Origin of the sequence: Streptomyces sp. NPDC056161 (assembly GCF_042268025.1) — a bacterium.
Lineage (GTDB): Bacteria > Actinomycetota > Actinomycetes > Streptomycetales > Streptomycetaceae > Streptomyces.
Window position 1 is genome coordinate 112,277 of record NZ_JBHJUV010000014.1, and the last position, 14,701, is coordinate 126,977.

Genomic DNA, 14,701 nt, shown 5'->3' on the forward strand with positions numbered 1-14,701 from the left:
CCCCAGTTCAACTCTGGAGACCCGACCCATGGCCGAGTTCGAGCTCCCGCAGGACCTCACCCAGCTTTCCGACTCTGCGTTCCTCACCACCCTCACGGACGAGGACCTGACTGAAGCGCTCAGCGTCTCCTCCTCGACCTTCGCGGCCCTGGCCGCACAGGACCAGGCCACCGACGACTCCCTCCAGCAGATGCGCGCGCTCGCCGCTGGCGCGGAGGCCATCCGCACCGAGCAGCGCACCCGCCGTGAGGCCGCCGAGGCCGCCGCCGCCGAGATCGAGGCCATGGCCGCCCGGGTGCGCGGTGACGAGCCCTCCACGGAGCAGCCCCCGGCACAGAGCACTGAGGGCGAGGAGACCGCCGCCTCCACCGACACCACCCCGCCCGCCCCGGCCGCGCCCGAGCAGCCGGCCGCCCCGGCGCCCACGGCCACGGCCGCCGCCGTCGCCCGCCCCGCGCTCAACCTCTCCGCGGTCCGCCGGGTCCAGCCGCGCGTCCTGCCCGAGGCGCCCGCCCCCACCACTCGCATCACCGCCGCGGTGGACGTCCCCGGCTACACGCCGGGCGCGCCGCTGGACTTCGGGGACATCACCGCCGGCATCATCAGCCGCGCCAACGCCCTGAAGACCGCCGGCGGTGGGGTGGGGCAGGTCATCAGCTACCGGCACCCGTACTCGCAGGAGCTCATTGTCACCGACAGCTCCAGCGCGCCGGAGGGGACCACCGTGTCCCTGACCGCCTCGAACCAGCGGCGCCTGCCGCAGGGGGACCTGGTCGCGTCCGGCGGCTGGTGCGCGCCGTCGGAGACGATCTACGAGCTGACGGACACCGCGTGCCCGGACCTCCTCTGGGACGCCCCCGAGATCCAGCTTGCCCGCGGCGGCCTGCGCTACTACAAGCCGCTCAGCCTGGACGTGGCCGCGATGACGTGGGTCCACACGGAGGCCGACGACATCAACGGCGCCGAGAAGCCGTGCTACCGCATCCCGTGCCCCGACCCGGTCGAGGTCCGCTGCGACGCCATCGGCGTCTGCCTGGAAGCCGGCATCCTCACCCAGAGGCATTTCCCGGAGCTCGTGAGCTGGTACCTGCGCAATGCGATGGTGGCGCACGAGATCCGCGTCAAGCAGTACCTGTTCCAGCAGGCCCTCAACGCCGCAACCCAGGTCACCCTGGACCCGTCGTTCGGTGCGCTGTCCGCGGTGTTCGCCGCGGTCGCCCTCCAGAGCGCCGACATGATCGAGCGTCACAGCCTCTGCGAGTCCACCGCGCTGGAGGTCGTGTTCCCGTACTGGTCCCGTCAGCTTTTCCTCGCGGACCTGGCCCGCCAGAACGGCGTCAACATCTGCGACCTGGACCCGAACTGCATCCAGGACACGTTCTCCAAGCTGGGCGTGCGCGTCCAGTTCGCGCGCGGCCTCAACCCGGCCGTGCCGGACGAGATCGGCGGCCTGACCCCGGCCACCGCGTTCCCGAGTGCCGTCAAGTTCCTGATGTACCCGAGCGGTTCGCTGGTGATCGGGCGCGGCGAGGAGGTGAACTTGGGGGTAATTCATGATTCAACCAAGTTCCGGTACAACGACTACACGGCCCTCTTCGCGGAGGAGTGCACCGCCCTGGTCGACCGCTCCGTGGACACCCGCCTGGTCACCGTCCCCGTCTGCCCGGACGGCGCGACCGGCGCCCAACTGGAGATGGTCTGCGCCGCGGGCGAGTCCGCCGGCGCGATGAGCTGACCTCCACCACCTGGTCTGTGGCGAGCCCGCGACCCGACCGCGGGCCCGCCACACCCTGATGACGTCCACGGAGGTGGAGCATGCCCGCAGGGATGCGGAAACTCGTCCAGCCCATTCCAGGCACCCCGCTGCCGCACGGCATCCTCAACGCCTGCACCACCGTGGACGACGTCGAGGACGTCCACGAGCTGATGGGCGTGGAGTGGATGGCGCTCGGCTGCTGCCCCGTCCTGGAATGGCAGGACCCGTGTCTGACGGACGACTCCCCCGGGGAGGAGTCGCCAGGGGAGCGGCCCGAAAAGCACTTCTGCCGGCCCACCGTGGAGCACGCTGCCCCGATCACGCTGTATGCCGGCGCCGAATGCTCCACCCTCGGCTGGACCTACACGGAGGCCGTGGCACACGCCCGCGCGACGATGGACCTCGGCGAACAGCACGGCCTGGAGGCCGCGTTCTGGTCCAACCGGCTCACCACCGACGTCGTGGACCTCACCCCGGCCGCAGGCCCGGTGTCCGTCGCCCAGGGCGTAGCGGCGCTGGAAGGCTGCCTGGCGGAGTCCTACGGCGGCATCGGCACCCTCCACGTGCCGGCCGGTGTGGCCGCGCTACTGGGCTGCTGCAACGTGCTGCGCGAGGACCCGGCCACGGGCACGCTCCGCACCCTGGCGGGGAACTGCGCGGTCATCGGCGCCGGTTACAGCGCGCAGAACACCGGCCCTGGCGGCATCCCCGCCGAACCGGGCACCGCGTGGCTGTACATCACCGGGCCGGTCCATATCCGGCGCGGCCCACTCGACGTCATCCCGGACCGGTCCGCGTCGGTGAACATCCGGAACAACGACCGGCGCGTGCTCGTGGAGCGGACGTACGTGGTCGGCACGACGTGCACCGTGTGCGCGATCCAGGTGGAGGCATGCGCGTGAACACGATCATCACCGTCCAGCCGGCCCGGCACCTGCGGGTGCCCTTCGCCCGGTGGGCCGTCGCGCAGCGTCCGAAGGTCCGCACCGTCAGCCATTCGGCATTCGGCGTACCGCCGCACCTCTTCACGGACATGCCGGAAGACCTGCTCCGCGGCTCCCTGGTCGACGGCCGCGCCTACGTGGCCGTGGAGGGGGAACCCACGCCGCCGGCGCCGCAGGGCGCGCCGGAGCTTACCGGTGTGGCGACCGTAGACGGCCTCCGGGAGGCGGCACCGGGCCAGCCGCTCCCGGAGGTCCCGCCCTCGTTGTACGGCCCGGACTCCGCCCCGCTCCCACCCCCGGATTTCGCGCCGCTGGAGGATGCCCCCACGTTCGAGGCTGGGGAGCTCCACACCCTGGAGGACACCGGGGACATCGTGGGGGACACGTCCGGGGACCCGCGTCCCGGACGGGAGGACACGGCCGGACCGGTACCGGCCGCGACCAGCGGGGACACCCACGCGGACACCGGGGACACGGCGGGGGACAGCGACTCAAGCGACCCGGCCGCGAAACCTCACCCGTGCCCGGCATGCCCGCGCTCCTTCGACTCACCCCGCGGCGTGGAGATCCACGCCCGCCGCGCCCACCGGGAGGTCTGACCCGTGGCAGTTGAGCCGATCCGGTGCGCTCCGGGGGGTGGCGGCGGGACGCCCGTGGACCTCACCGCCTGCTGCTCCCCGTCCATCGCCTCCACACCGCTGTGCCGGGCGGACGGCACCACCGTGCTCCTGGTCGTACGGTCCGGGTGCGCCGAGTGCGGCCAGGACGCCGGAGACCCGGCCGTGGCCGGCTGGATCGACCCGGCCAGCGGGACGTTCACGGCGGGCCCGGCACCCGCCGACGCCGGCCCGTGCGACACGGGCGGCTGCTGCTCCCCGTCCATCACCTCCACCACCCTGTGCCGCCAAGACGGCTCCACGGTCCTGGTGGTGGTGCGCTCCGGGTGCGCCGAGTGCGGCGAGGACGCCGGGGCCCCGGCCGTGGTCGGGTGGCTTGATCCGCTCTCCGGCGTGTTCACGCCCGGCCCGGCCCCGGCCGATTCGGGCCCGTGCGACGCCGGGTGCCTGGACACCGTGTGCCGGACCCGGTGTGACGACACGGACGGCGACGGCGCCGCGGACACCACGTACACCGAGCTGTGGTGCATCAAGCCGGACGGCTCCGCAGAGCTCGTCCTCACCTACCAGGACGACCCCTCCACCCCGTACACGCCCACCTCGCCGGTGGGCTGCGAGTACGGGTGCCAGGAGACGGAGACCCTGACCCTCTGCGACGACGGCGGGCCGTTCCTCCGCCGCATGACGTGGCTCAACGGCACGGCCACGTATGAGGACTTCGCCCTGGACGGCGTCACGCCGCACCCGGTGACCGGCACCGTCCGCGTGTGCGCCGAGGACAACGGCCAGGGTCCGGCGCCGTGTGAGGAGCAGACGACGCCGGCCGCGACGCTCGGCCTCTGCCTCCCGGACGGCACCCCGCTCGCCGTCCTGGTCACCCGGGACTGCGCGGGCACGGTCACCCAAGACGGGTGGCTCAACCTCACCACCGGCACCTACACCAGCGGCCCGCCCCCGGTCGGCGCCATGGCGTGCGGAGACTCCCGCGCGTTCGAACTCGCCGGGCTCCTCTGCGACACCGACCCCGCCAGCGGGGACGTCCTCGGCCTCGTCCTGGTCGAGTACTCCTACAACACGGACGGCTCCCTGGCCTCCGTGCGCCTGGTCGACCCGGGAACCGGCAACACGTACACGCTCCAAGGGGAGCTGCGCCGCTGCCCGGACGGAGGCAGCCAGCAGCAGCCGGAGCAGGACCTCACTGTCCTCTGCGACACCACGGCGGACGGCACGGTCACCGCCTTCGTACGGGACTATCGGCGCGACTCGGCAAGCGGGCAGATCACCGGGCACACCGACTACGGCCTGGACGGCGCCCCGTACGCCCCGGCCGGGGCCGTGGGCCGCTGTGCGAACCAGTGCCGTGACTGCGGGACCGTCCCGCTGTGTGACGTGCCGCCCAACACGGACACGGCGCCGATCCTCGCCCCCGCGAACACGGCCCTGGCCCGGTCCGGGACCCTCGCCAACGGGGTGAGCTGGTCGGTCGCGAGCGGCACCAGCTCCATCGAGAACTGGTGGCCGGTGGCGCTGCTCCCGTCCCCGAGCGCGGGACCGCTGCCGGTCACGTTCGACCGCGCGGTGAGCGTGGAGTGGGGCGCGCGCGTCGGCCGCCGGTCAACCGGTGTCGGTGTCCTGGTGATGCCGCCCGGCACCGTTCTGGTGTCGCTCGCCCCGGAACACCTCTGGGATCCCGCCACCCGCATGCTTTCCTCCGTAGCGACGGCCGGCCCGGTGTCGGAGACGTCTCCGGTCTCCCGGTTCATGCACCCCGGCCCGGTCACGGAGCTGGAGTTTGCGACTGACGGGACTGGCGGCCTCAACACCACGCAACGCGCTGTCGGGGATTTCCTCGTCACCCCCGTCACCACGGCGTTCCTGCGTACCGTCTGCCGCGACTGTGACGGTGCGGTGACCTCCGTCACGGACACGCTCCTGGATGGCGTCACCCCGCACACGCCCACCGGCGCGGTCGGCACCTGCACCCCGGCGGCCGAGCCGTGCCGGGACGCCTCCTCGACCTTGCTGTGTGACACCGTGGCCACCGACACGGTCACCGTGCTCGACCCGGCCAACCGGCCGAACGCGGACGGATGGGAGGTCGTCAGCTTCACCGGCGCCAACCCGGGCGCGGGCCCGGAGGCCGCGATGCCGTACCCGGCCCGCTACGGCACCACCATGGGGGTGCCCGCGCTCGCGCCCCGCGCCGACCAGAACGGCGGCGGGCCCGGATCCGGGACCGGCTATGACACCTGGTCCGTCCGCTGGGTGCTGCGGAAGACGTTCACGGCGCCGGAGGACGGTGTGGCCGTCGCCCAGTCCGTGGCGTTCCGCGGCGACGGCGCGGCCCGCGTCCGCATCAACGGCATCGACGCCGGGATGTACGGGCAGTGGAACCAGCCCGCCACCTCGGGTACGGCGCAGATCCCCGTCACGGCCGGGCCGAACACAGTGGAGATCGAGGTCCGCGACGGCGGCGGCCCGAACTACGTCACGGGCCGTCTCGACATCGCCCTGCCCCGCACCACGCAGTTCATGCGTCGTCAGACCGTGGACTGCGAGACCGGCGAGGTCATCGCCACGCACGACACCACCCTTGACGGGCTGCCTTACACCGTCACCGGTGAGGTGGGCCAGTGCACCCCCGCGCAGGAGTGCTGTGAGGCTCCGCCTCCGGAGACTCGCGTGGACGTCGAGACGGCGCTCCTGTGCGTCCGGGACCAGGCGAACGGGGAGATCACCGGCCAGGTCATCGCCGAGCGCGTCTATGACGACCAGAGCGGCGACCTGGTCAAGCAGCGGCTCACCGATCTCGCCGGCGACCCGTACACGCTCCCGGCCGGCTCCGAGCTGACGAAGTGCCCGAGCCCGGACCGGATCACGCGTCAGGTCTGCGTCGTCGAGTCCGGGAGCAGCGAGTTCCTGACGAACGAGGCCAACGCCGCCTCGGGCGTGGACACGGATTGGCAGTGGGCGCCGGACCTGACGGGCCTGTGGCACCCGATGTACCGGGTAACGCCCAACCCGGTGTGGACGGCGACGGACACCGCGCCGAACAAGGCGCACTGGGTGAGCCCGCACGCCAACCGCACCGTCTGCCCTACCGCGGGGGAGACGTCGCCGCCGGTCCCCGGCACCTGGTACACCCGCGCTTCGTGGAACCTGCCTGCCAACGTCGCCCCGGACACGATCCGGATCGCCGCGACGGTCCTCAACGCGGACAACAAGGTCCAGCAGTGGCGTCTCAATGACGGTGCGTGGCAGCCGGTCGCGGGCGGCCTCTTGGCCAACCCGGCATGGGCGTTCCCGCCGACCGCCGTTCCCGGAGGGCGCGCCGGTCAGAACGAGATCGTCGTGCAGATCCTGGAGACGCAGCCCGCCGTCTCCTGCCCGTCGCCCAACGAGGCCGGGATGATCCTGCACGTCATCGCCACCTACGACTACGAGCCGCGGGTGTGGACGCAGGTCATCGAGCCCGGCGGCCAGGTGTACTACCTGGACGAGAACGGCGACCGCCAGGACACCATCCCGGCCGGGCAGCGCCTCGTGCCGTGCGGGAGCGGAGGAGACGCCGCGTGCTGCCCGGAACCCGAGCCGTGCGGGGACACCGAGCTCACGCAGCTCTGTGACCTGGTGTACTCGCCGGCGCCGCCGATCCCCCTGCCCGCTGGCACCTTCACCCTGACCGGCAACGTGACGGCCGGGGGCGTCCTGGCCTACTCGGGCGGCGACGTGCCGCCGAACGGCGTTGCGGCTCGTACCGTCAGCGGCCTCCTCCCGGGCATCGGCTATCAGTTCCGGTTCTCGACCTCATGGGGTGGCATCGGCTTGCCCGACCCCGCCGCCCAGAGTGCGGTGTACCTGGTGGAGGTCCTGGACGGTACAACCGTCATCGCGTCGCAGACGCGGAACATCAGCAACGGAGCGGGTGCCAGCCCCGGGTTCGTGGCCGAGGCGCCCGTCCAGTTCGTGGCCCCGGCCTCGGGCGCGGTGACGGTTCGGATCTCTGACCGCAGCCCCGGGGTAGCGCTTAACAGGGACTTGCTGGTGCTGCCGGAGGACGTGCGCTCCGACGTCCTCACGGTCCAGTCCACTCCGTTCCTCCGCGCGATCGTGTTCGACTGCGCGGGCGCTCCGACCGGTACCCGGGACCTGGCCCTGGACGGCACCAGCCTGTACGAGGTGCGCGGCGAGGTCGGCACGTGCAGCGGGGACGGTAGCGGGGGCGGAGGAGCCGCGCCCGGCCCGGACACGGAGGTCGTCCAGCTCTGCGACCTGGCCACGGACGGCACGAGCGCGCCGTTCCTGCGGCAACTCACCTTCCAGCCCGGCGCGGACACCCCGACCGTCACGGACACCGCCCTGGACGGCGTCACCCCGTACACCCCGTCCGGCGCCGTGGGCGTATGCGGCGGGCCGGAGCCGGAGTGCCCGGCAGAGAACGTCCTCTCCGCGTGCCGGTGTGACGACACGGACGGGGACGGCCTCGCGGACACGGAGTACGTGGAACTCCTGGCCGTCGACTGCACAGGCGTCCTGACGAGCATCGGCACCTACACCTCGGACCTGGCCGCGCCGTACACGCCCACGGCGCCTGTGGACTGCACGTCCGTGGATGAGGGCGCGGAGCCCGCGCTCGGCGTCCAGGCCGGCCGCGTGGAGCTCCTCATGGGCGGGACGTGGGACGCCGCCACCGTGGCCGCGCTGCGCTCCGTCACCGCGACCGCCCACACGGGCACCGGCGAGATCACCACGGCGGACGGCACGTCCACGCTCTTCCAGGGCGAGTCCGTCACCTGGTCCACGCAGAAGGAGGGGGACGCGCTCCTGGCCGGCCCCCTGACCATCACGGCGGTGAGTGGGATCGTCACCGTCACCTACACCAGGGGAGTGACCCTGTAATGGCCGGATGCTGCGGGCAGGGGCCCGTCATTGTCTCGGGGGCGGCGGCTACGCCCCGCGTGGACGTGGAGACCGTCCTCCTCTGCGACGTCCTCCCGGACGGCACGGTGGCTGCCACCGTCCTCGTGGAGCCCGTCTACGACACCATCAGCGGCGACCGGGTCGGCACCCGTCTGGTGGACCCCGCCACCGGGGCGGCCTACGTGCAGGTCGGCACCCTCACCTCCTGCGGGGCGACCGCCGCCGAGCCGGGTAGCAGCGTCCAGACCTGGCCCCTGTGCGTTCTGGACAACGCCACCGGGAACGTGTTGCAGCACGTCCGGGCGGAGCAGGTCTACGACGCGGACGGCGCCGCGTCCGGGTTCCCGCGCATCGTGGACGCCGTCTCCGGCGGGCCCGTCGCCCTCCCGGGCGGGGCGCACATCGGCGTGTGCCCGGACGGCGCGCCGTGCGCCTCCCCGACGCAGCCCACGGCCACGGTCGGACTCTGCCTCCCCGACGGCACCCCCATCGCCGTGACCGTGGTCCGGGACTGCGCGGGCACTGTCACCAGCGAGGGGTGGCTCAACCTCCGCACCGGCGCGTTCTCCGCGGGCGCGCCGCCGGCCGGAACCGTGGCATGCGGGGACTCAGGCACCATCACCGTGAGCGGAACGTTCTGCGACGTGGACTCCGCCACCGCGGACGTCCTCGGCCTGGTCCTGATCGAGTACTCCTACGCGGCGGACGGCACGATCGCCGGCGTGCGCCTGGTGGACGCGACCACCGGCGCCACGTACACCCCGCAGGGGGAAGTGACCGTGTGTCCGGCCGGGGTGGAGCAGCCCGAGCAGGACATCGTGCAGCTCTGCGACGTCCAGGCGGACGGCACGGTCGTCCAGATGATCCGGGACTACCGGAGGGACGAGGCCGGGGCGATCACCGGCCACACGGACTACCTCCTCGACGGCAGCCCCTACCAGCCGACCGGCACCGTGGGCGTGTGCGCGGAGCCCTGCCGCACGGTGACCACGGAGACCCTGTGTGACTCCACGCCGCTGCCGCTCACCGTCACCGTCGCCAACACCGATCCGACGCCTCTGCACAAGCGGTTCCCCAATCTGACGTGGGACACGCCGGTCGACGGGACGGCGTTCTTCGACGGCGGATCGGTCGTCCTGCCCGAGTCGGCGACGGGCGGCGCGAACGGCACGTTCCGGGCGACCGCCTGCCTCGTCACCGTCGAGGAGCCGTGCTGCGACACGGACACCGTGACGCTCACCATCAGCACGCACGTCACGAACGACGGGCCGGACGCGGGCGTACTGGCCGACGGCACCGTCGGCCTCTTCAACGGCCCGACCATGGTCCACAGCGTCGCCGTGGCCAACAACTTCCCCGTCGGCCGGTCTCAGACCGTCGTCCTCACCGCCGACGTGGCGATGGCGGAACTCCTCGCCGGGCGCATCATGTACGCGGTCGGCCTGGAGACCAACCAGGACGGCGCCCGGAAATCCTGGACGCTTGACCAGTTCGGGATCACCGCCGTCCCCGCAGCGCCGGCAGCAGGCTGCGGGAACCGTTTCGAGCGCGTGAGGGTGCTGGACTGCGCGAACGGCGCCATCGTCACCACCGTAGACCGCACCCTCGATGGGCAGCCGTACACCCCGGTCGGAGCGGTCGGCGATTGCCCCTCGTGCACGCAGGCCCCGAGCGTCGCGGAGGTGGACCGCATCGTCCAGCCTCTATGCGACGTTGCCCCGGCCGGCACCAGGCCGTTCCTGCGGCACTGGACCGTGGACAACACCACCGGGCAGCTGACCCGGCTCCTGGACACCGGGCTCGACGGTACGACCGCCTACACGACGACGGGCACCGTCACCGTCTGCGGCCAGCAGCCCGACCAGCCCGTTCTGACCGGCGTACGCAACGTAACGGGCACTGCGGTGCAGAACCTCGCCGGCGCCTTCCCTGGCTTGCAGAGCGTCAGCATCGCGGCGTTGGTGGACAGCGTCCTGGTCACCATGTCGGACGGCACGAGCGTCCCCATCCCGGCCGGGGTCACGATGACGTGGTCCGTCTCCAAGGATCGAGATCAGGCACTGGCGGTGGCCTCGTTCACCGGGGCCACCGCCAGCACGGCCTACCTCCTCAACTGGACCTATCGCTAGGCGGAGAGATGGCAGGAACCGACGCATCACTCGTGAGCAGCGGCACGCCCGCGGTCGACCCGCAGGCGTGCAACGCCCTGACCGTCTCGCCGGACGGGCTGCTGGTGCCCCGCACCGTCCCGTCCGGGATCGCCCCCGGCGGGAACGTGGGCGCCTCCCGGTCCGTGGACGTGGATGTGACGGACACCGGCGGCCAGGACTGCCCGGACACCTGGCAGATCGGCGCCCGCCTCACCCCGGTCAACGGAGAGATCAGCGGCGCGCAGATCAGCCTGCCACTTACCGGCCAATGGGTCGCCACCGGCGCCGCGGCCGTCCTCCCGGAGCCGGGGGTGTACGAGGTCACGGCCACCGGCCGGGGCCAGGTCTGCGTCAACGTCGACCCGAACGTCAACGCGTGGGTCTCGCTCGGCCTCCAGATCGACGGCCAGGGTCTGATCGGGTTCGACGTCCTCTGCCAGGCGCAGTACGCCCTCAACACCGGTACGTCCATGCAGACCTGCCACAGCGGCCAGGGCGCCATCACACGCCGCGTGCAGACCACGGGCGGCATCATCGTCCGCACCGTCGGCGCCCTGTCCGGCAACATCGCGGGCGGCACGTTGCAGGCCGCGACGATCAACAACCCGTACGTGTTCTTCCACAAGATCTCGGACTGAGGGGGCCGATGTGAGCGACAACGCAAGCGGGGCGCGGTACTTCACCCGCCCCGGCGAGGGAGTCCAGGCCGTCTACAACCTGAAGAACGCCACGCCGTACGCCGAGCTGGGCTACGAGGAGGTGGACGAGGCCGCCTACCTGGCGAGCCTGGACGAGACCGCCGCGCCGCTCCCGGGCGTCGAGTGATGGCGGGGGCTGCGGACGTACGTACCGCGTGGACCCGCTCCGATACCAGCCCACCGCCTGACCCCAACTGGCGGTTCCTTCGCACCGCCCCGTAGGAGATCACCAGCTATGGGAGAATTATGACCACCGAGATTGCCCGCCCCGCCCAACATCCTGCGCGTCGGGCGGGGCGCCGGGCCCCCATGAGGATTGTGGCGATCCTCCCCGTCTATGGGCACGGCGGGTTGCCCACGGGCGCGTTCATCACGACGCGCGAGTACATTCGGTATTTGGCTGCGGCCGGGCATGACGTGCAGGTGGTGACCACCATCCGGGAGCCGGGTGAGCCGCGCACGGTCGACGGTGTGACGGTCTGGCCGCTCCGGCACTGGCGCCGCGCGATCCGGTCCGCGCGGCCGGAGCTCCTGATCACGCATCACGGGGACCGGCGCGCCGCCCGGATCGTCGCCCAGGTGCCGCACCCCGGCCACGTTCTCATGGTCCACGGGATGTCCGAGAACCGGGAGTTGGGGAGCCCGGAGGCCGCGTGGTTCCCCTCCTGGGCGTGCCGCCGCCACTACGGGGACGTTCCCGGCCGCGTCGTGGTGCTCCCGCCGCCGATCGACCCGGACCGCTACCGCACCGAGTCCGGCCGTCTGGTCACGCTGTCTGGGTCCACGGTGGCAAAGGGCGCCGACGTGCTGGCCGCGGTCGCCGCGCGCATGCCGGAGGTGGGGTTCCTCCTCGTGCGCGCCGCCGGCCACGCCGTGGACCTTCAGCTGCCGAACGTCGAGGTGGTTGACCGGATGGACCCGCGTGCGGTGTACGGGCGGACACGGGTCCTCCTCATGCCGTCGACCACCGAGTCCTACGGTCGCGCGGGGGTTGAGGCCATGCACTGCGGGATTCCGGTCATCGCGTCCCCGCTCCCCGGGATGCGGGAGGCGTTCGGTACCGCCGCCGTGTACGTCGACCGGGACGACACCGCCCGGTGGGTAGCCGAGATTCGCCGCCTGGACGACCCGGCCGCGTACGGGGCGGTGTCGGCTGCTGCACGCGCGCACGCGGGCACCCTCGACTACCAGGCCAACCTCACGGAGTTTGAGGCCGTGTGCGCCCGCGTACGGGCCAGGAGGGCGCGCCCCGGGGCCCGAGGGGCTTGACCCGGGTGAGCGGAGCGCGGCCCGGCTAGACTCCTGGTAGCCGCTGGTGTTAGGCCGGGCGTCTTCGCTGCTGGTTGTGGGCCGAGCCGTCCAACTCCCCTGTTGGAGGGCCACCGTGGCAGCTCCCCTCATCTCGAACGCGGCTACCGTCCGGATCACCCGCGTGGACGGCTGTGGCCGCCCCGTCTGTGGTGACGACTCCTCCTACGTCACGGACTGCTTCGCGTCCGTGCAGATGGCGGCGAACACCGAGGACGGCACCGACGTGACGTTCACCGCCGCCAACGGCCGCCAGTGCGGCTATAAGAAGGGATGCCCGACGCTCAACGGGTATGACCTCACTTTCACGTTCTTCCAGGCATCCCCGGAGCTCATCGAGATGATGACCGGCAGCCCGGTCTACTTCGACTGGGAGGGCAAGCCGGTCGGCTTCGACTCCTGCTCCATCCCCTGCAACAGCGGTTTCGCCCTGGAGGTCTGGACGGACGTCCTCGGCGAGGACGTCTGTGAGGACGAGGCCGCCACCGGCAGCTGGGTGTACTTCCTCCTGCCCTGGGTCGCCGGCGGTCTCCTCGGGGACCTCGAACTGGCCAGTGAGGCCGTGAACTTGGAGCTCACCGGCTCCACCCGGGCGGGCGGGAAGTGGGGGACCGGCCCGTACGACGTCCAGGCGCAGGACGCCGCCGGCACCCCCGGCCCGATGCTCGCCCCCCTCGGCCCGACCTGCCACCGCCGAACTTTCATCACGTCCACGCCGCCGCCGGAGCCGTCCACCACCTACATTCCGGTGGCCGGCGAGTTCTGCATGGCCTCCTGATGGGTGAGTTGGACCTCGTCATCCCCGTGCGGGAGGGCGGCTCCGGGGAGTCGCTGCGCTACGCGCTGCGCTCCATGGCGGCCAACCTCCCGCACCGGCGGGTGTGGCTGGTCGGCTACCGGCCGCCGTGGGCGGGCGGCGTGGAGCACATCCCCACCCACCAGGCCGGGAACACGAAGTACAAGAACACCACCGCGGCCATGCGCGCCGTGTGCGAGCACCCAGGCGTCTCCGACACCTTCATCTACGCGAACGACGACTTCTTTCTCATGGAGCCGGTGGAGTCCATGCCGGTGTTCCACCGCGGGCCGGTGCGGGAGGTGGATGCGTACTACGCCACCCGCGGCAACGGCTCGTATCTGCGCGGGCTCCGGGAGACGCGGGACCTCCTGGTGTCGCTCGGCCATGAGGACCCGCTGTCCTACGAACTCCACGTCCCGCTCCCGGTGAACAAGCGCGGCATGCTGGCCGCGCTGGAGATCGGCCGTCACCTGGACGTGCTTCATAAACGCACGGCTTTCGGAGTTCTGGCCGGGATCGGCGGGACGCGGATGCGGGACGTCAAGGTCCTTCACCGCGGCCCCAACTTCAACACGACGAGCCCGTTCCTCTCGACCATGCCGGACTCCTTCACCAACGGCATGGTGGGCCGTCACATCCGGGCCACGTTCCGCCGACCGAGCCCGTACGAGACCAGGAGGCGGCGGTGAGTCTCCAGATCGGGCCGTGCGAACCCTGGCCCACGGCCCTGTGCTGCGACGTGAGCGAGCAGGACCCGGCCGACGTCGAGCGGTGGACCCGGGTGGCGTCCACGATCCTGTGGCACCTCTCGGGGATGCGGTACGGGCCGTGCCCGGTGACGGTGCGGCCGTGCTCCCGCTCCTGCCTGGACACCGCCGGCCCGATCTCGTTCCAGGCCGTCACCGGTGCGTCCACGGGCGGGTGGGTGCCGTACATCGACGCGGGCGGGGTGTGGCGCAACGCCGCCCTGTGCGGGTGCAAGAGCTCCTGCTCGTGCTCGGAGCTGTCCGAGATCTACCTCCCCGGCCCCGTGTATGACGTGCTGGAGGTCAACGACGGCGGTCATATCCTCGTCCCGGGCCTGGAGTACCGGGTGGACGCGCCGGGCCGCCTGGTGCGCCTCGGCGGCCAGCAGTGGCCGAAGTGCCAGGAGATGCACGAGCCTCCCGGCGCGCCCGGCACGCTCACCGTGACCTACCGGTGGGGCCTGCCGCTGGACGACGCCGCGGTGGCGGCCGTGTCCGAGCTCACCTGCCACTTCCTCAAGGGGTGCGGTGGCGGCTCCTGCGGGTGCCGCGCGAACCGGAACGCCACGAAGGTGGTCCGCCAGGGCGTGGAGATGGACCGCCAGGACCCGACGCTCCTCTACGCCGCCGGCCTCACCGGCCTCCCGGTCGTGGACACCTGGCTCATGGCCATCAACCCGTACAAGCTGCGCTCGCCCTCGCGCGTGTACTCGCCGGACCTGAAGCGTCCGCGCGTCACCACCTGGCCGTAGGAGGCCCGTTC

11 protein-coding genes are annotated in these 14,701 nt (G+C 72.0%); all 11 read left to right on the top strand.

All coding sequences use genetic code 11. The features are described from left to right. Window positions 1–28 precede the first annotated feature (28 nt). The 11 genes from ACFC09_RS15545 to ACFC09_RS15595 all read left to right on the top strand — a co-directional run bounded on the left by ACFC09_RS15545 (window position 29) and on the right by ACFC09_RS15595 (window position 14,690). The gene (locus tag ACFC09_RS15545; RefSeq protein ID WP_376527841.1) at window positions 29–1,735 is read left to right on the top strand and encodes a major capsid protein; all 1,707 of its coding nucleotides are present in this window, start codon (window positions 29–31) and stop codon (window positions 1,733–1,735) included. A gap of 80 nt (window positions 1,736–1,815) precedes the next feature. Continuing rightward, on the top strand, window positions 1,816–2,658 hold the full coding sequence (locus ACFC09_RS15550; RefSeq protein WP_376527843.1) for a cupin: 843 nt from the start codon (window positions 1,816–1,818) through the stop codon (window positions 2,656–2,658). After that, window positions 2,649–3,299, top strand: a complete 651-nt coding sequence (locus ACFC09_RS15555) for a hypothetical protein (protein WP_376527845.1) — start codon at window positions 2,649–2,651, stop codon at window positions 3,297–3,299. Before ACFC09_RS15550 ends, ACFC09_RS15555 begins: the two co-directional genes overlap by 10 nt. Window positions 3,300–3,353: 54 nt before the next feature. Then, entirely contained in the window at window positions 3,354–8,216 is a 4,863-nt protein-coding gene (locus ACFC09_RS15560; protein ID WP_376527847.1) for a hypothetical protein, read from the top strand. A 59-nt stretch (window positions 8,217–8,275) separates the two neighbouring features. Continuing rightward, window positions 8,276–10,366, top strand: coding sequence for a hypothetical protein (locus tag ACFC09_RS15565; RefSeq protein WP_376527850.1), 2,091 nt, complete (start codon window positions 8,276–8,278; stop codon window positions 10,364–10,366). 8 nt (window positions 10,367–10,374) lie between these two features. After that, window positions 10,375–11,025: a hypothetical protein gene (locus ACFC09_RS15570; protein ID WP_376527852.1), complete on the top strand. Its 651-nt coding sequence runs from the start codon at window positions 10,375–10,377 to the stop codon at window positions 11,023–11,025. Between the two features lie 10 nt (window positions 11,026–11,035). Then, the gene (locus tag ACFC09_RS15575; RefSeq protein ID WP_376527855.1) at window positions 11,036–11,212 is read left to right on the top strand and encodes a hypothetical protein; all 177 of its coding nucleotides are present in this window, start codon (window positions 11,036–11,038) and stop codon (window positions 11,210–11,212) included. Window positions 11,213–11,481: 269 nt separating this feature from the next. After that, entirely contained in the window at window positions 11,482–12,354 is an 873-nt protein-coding gene (locus ACFC09_RS15580; protein WP_376527857.1) for a glycosyltransferase family 4 protein, read from the top strand. Between the two features lie 115 nt (window positions 12,355–12,469). Next, window positions 12,470–13,171: a hypothetical protein gene (locus tag ACFC09_RS15585; protein ID WP_376527859.1), complete on the top strand. Its 702-nt coding sequence runs from the start codon at window positions 12,470–12,472 to the stop codon at window positions 13,169–13,171. Further along, window positions 13,171–13,881: a hypothetical protein gene (locus tag ACFC09_RS15590; protein WP_376527862.1), complete on the top strand. Its 711-nt coding sequence runs from the start codon at window positions 13,171–13,173 to the stop codon at window positions 13,879–13,881. Before ACFC09_RS15585 ends, ACFC09_RS15590 begins: the two co-directional genes overlap by 1 nt. Then, window positions 13,878–14,690, top strand: a complete 813-nt coding sequence (locus ACFC09_RS15595; protein ID WP_376527865.1) for a hypothetical protein — start codon at window positions 13,878–13,880, stop codon at window positions 14,688–14,690. The genes ACFC09_RS15590 and ACFC09_RS15595 overlap by 4 nt, the downstream gene beginning before the upstream one ends. Window positions 14,691–14,701 lie beyond the last annotated feature (11 nt).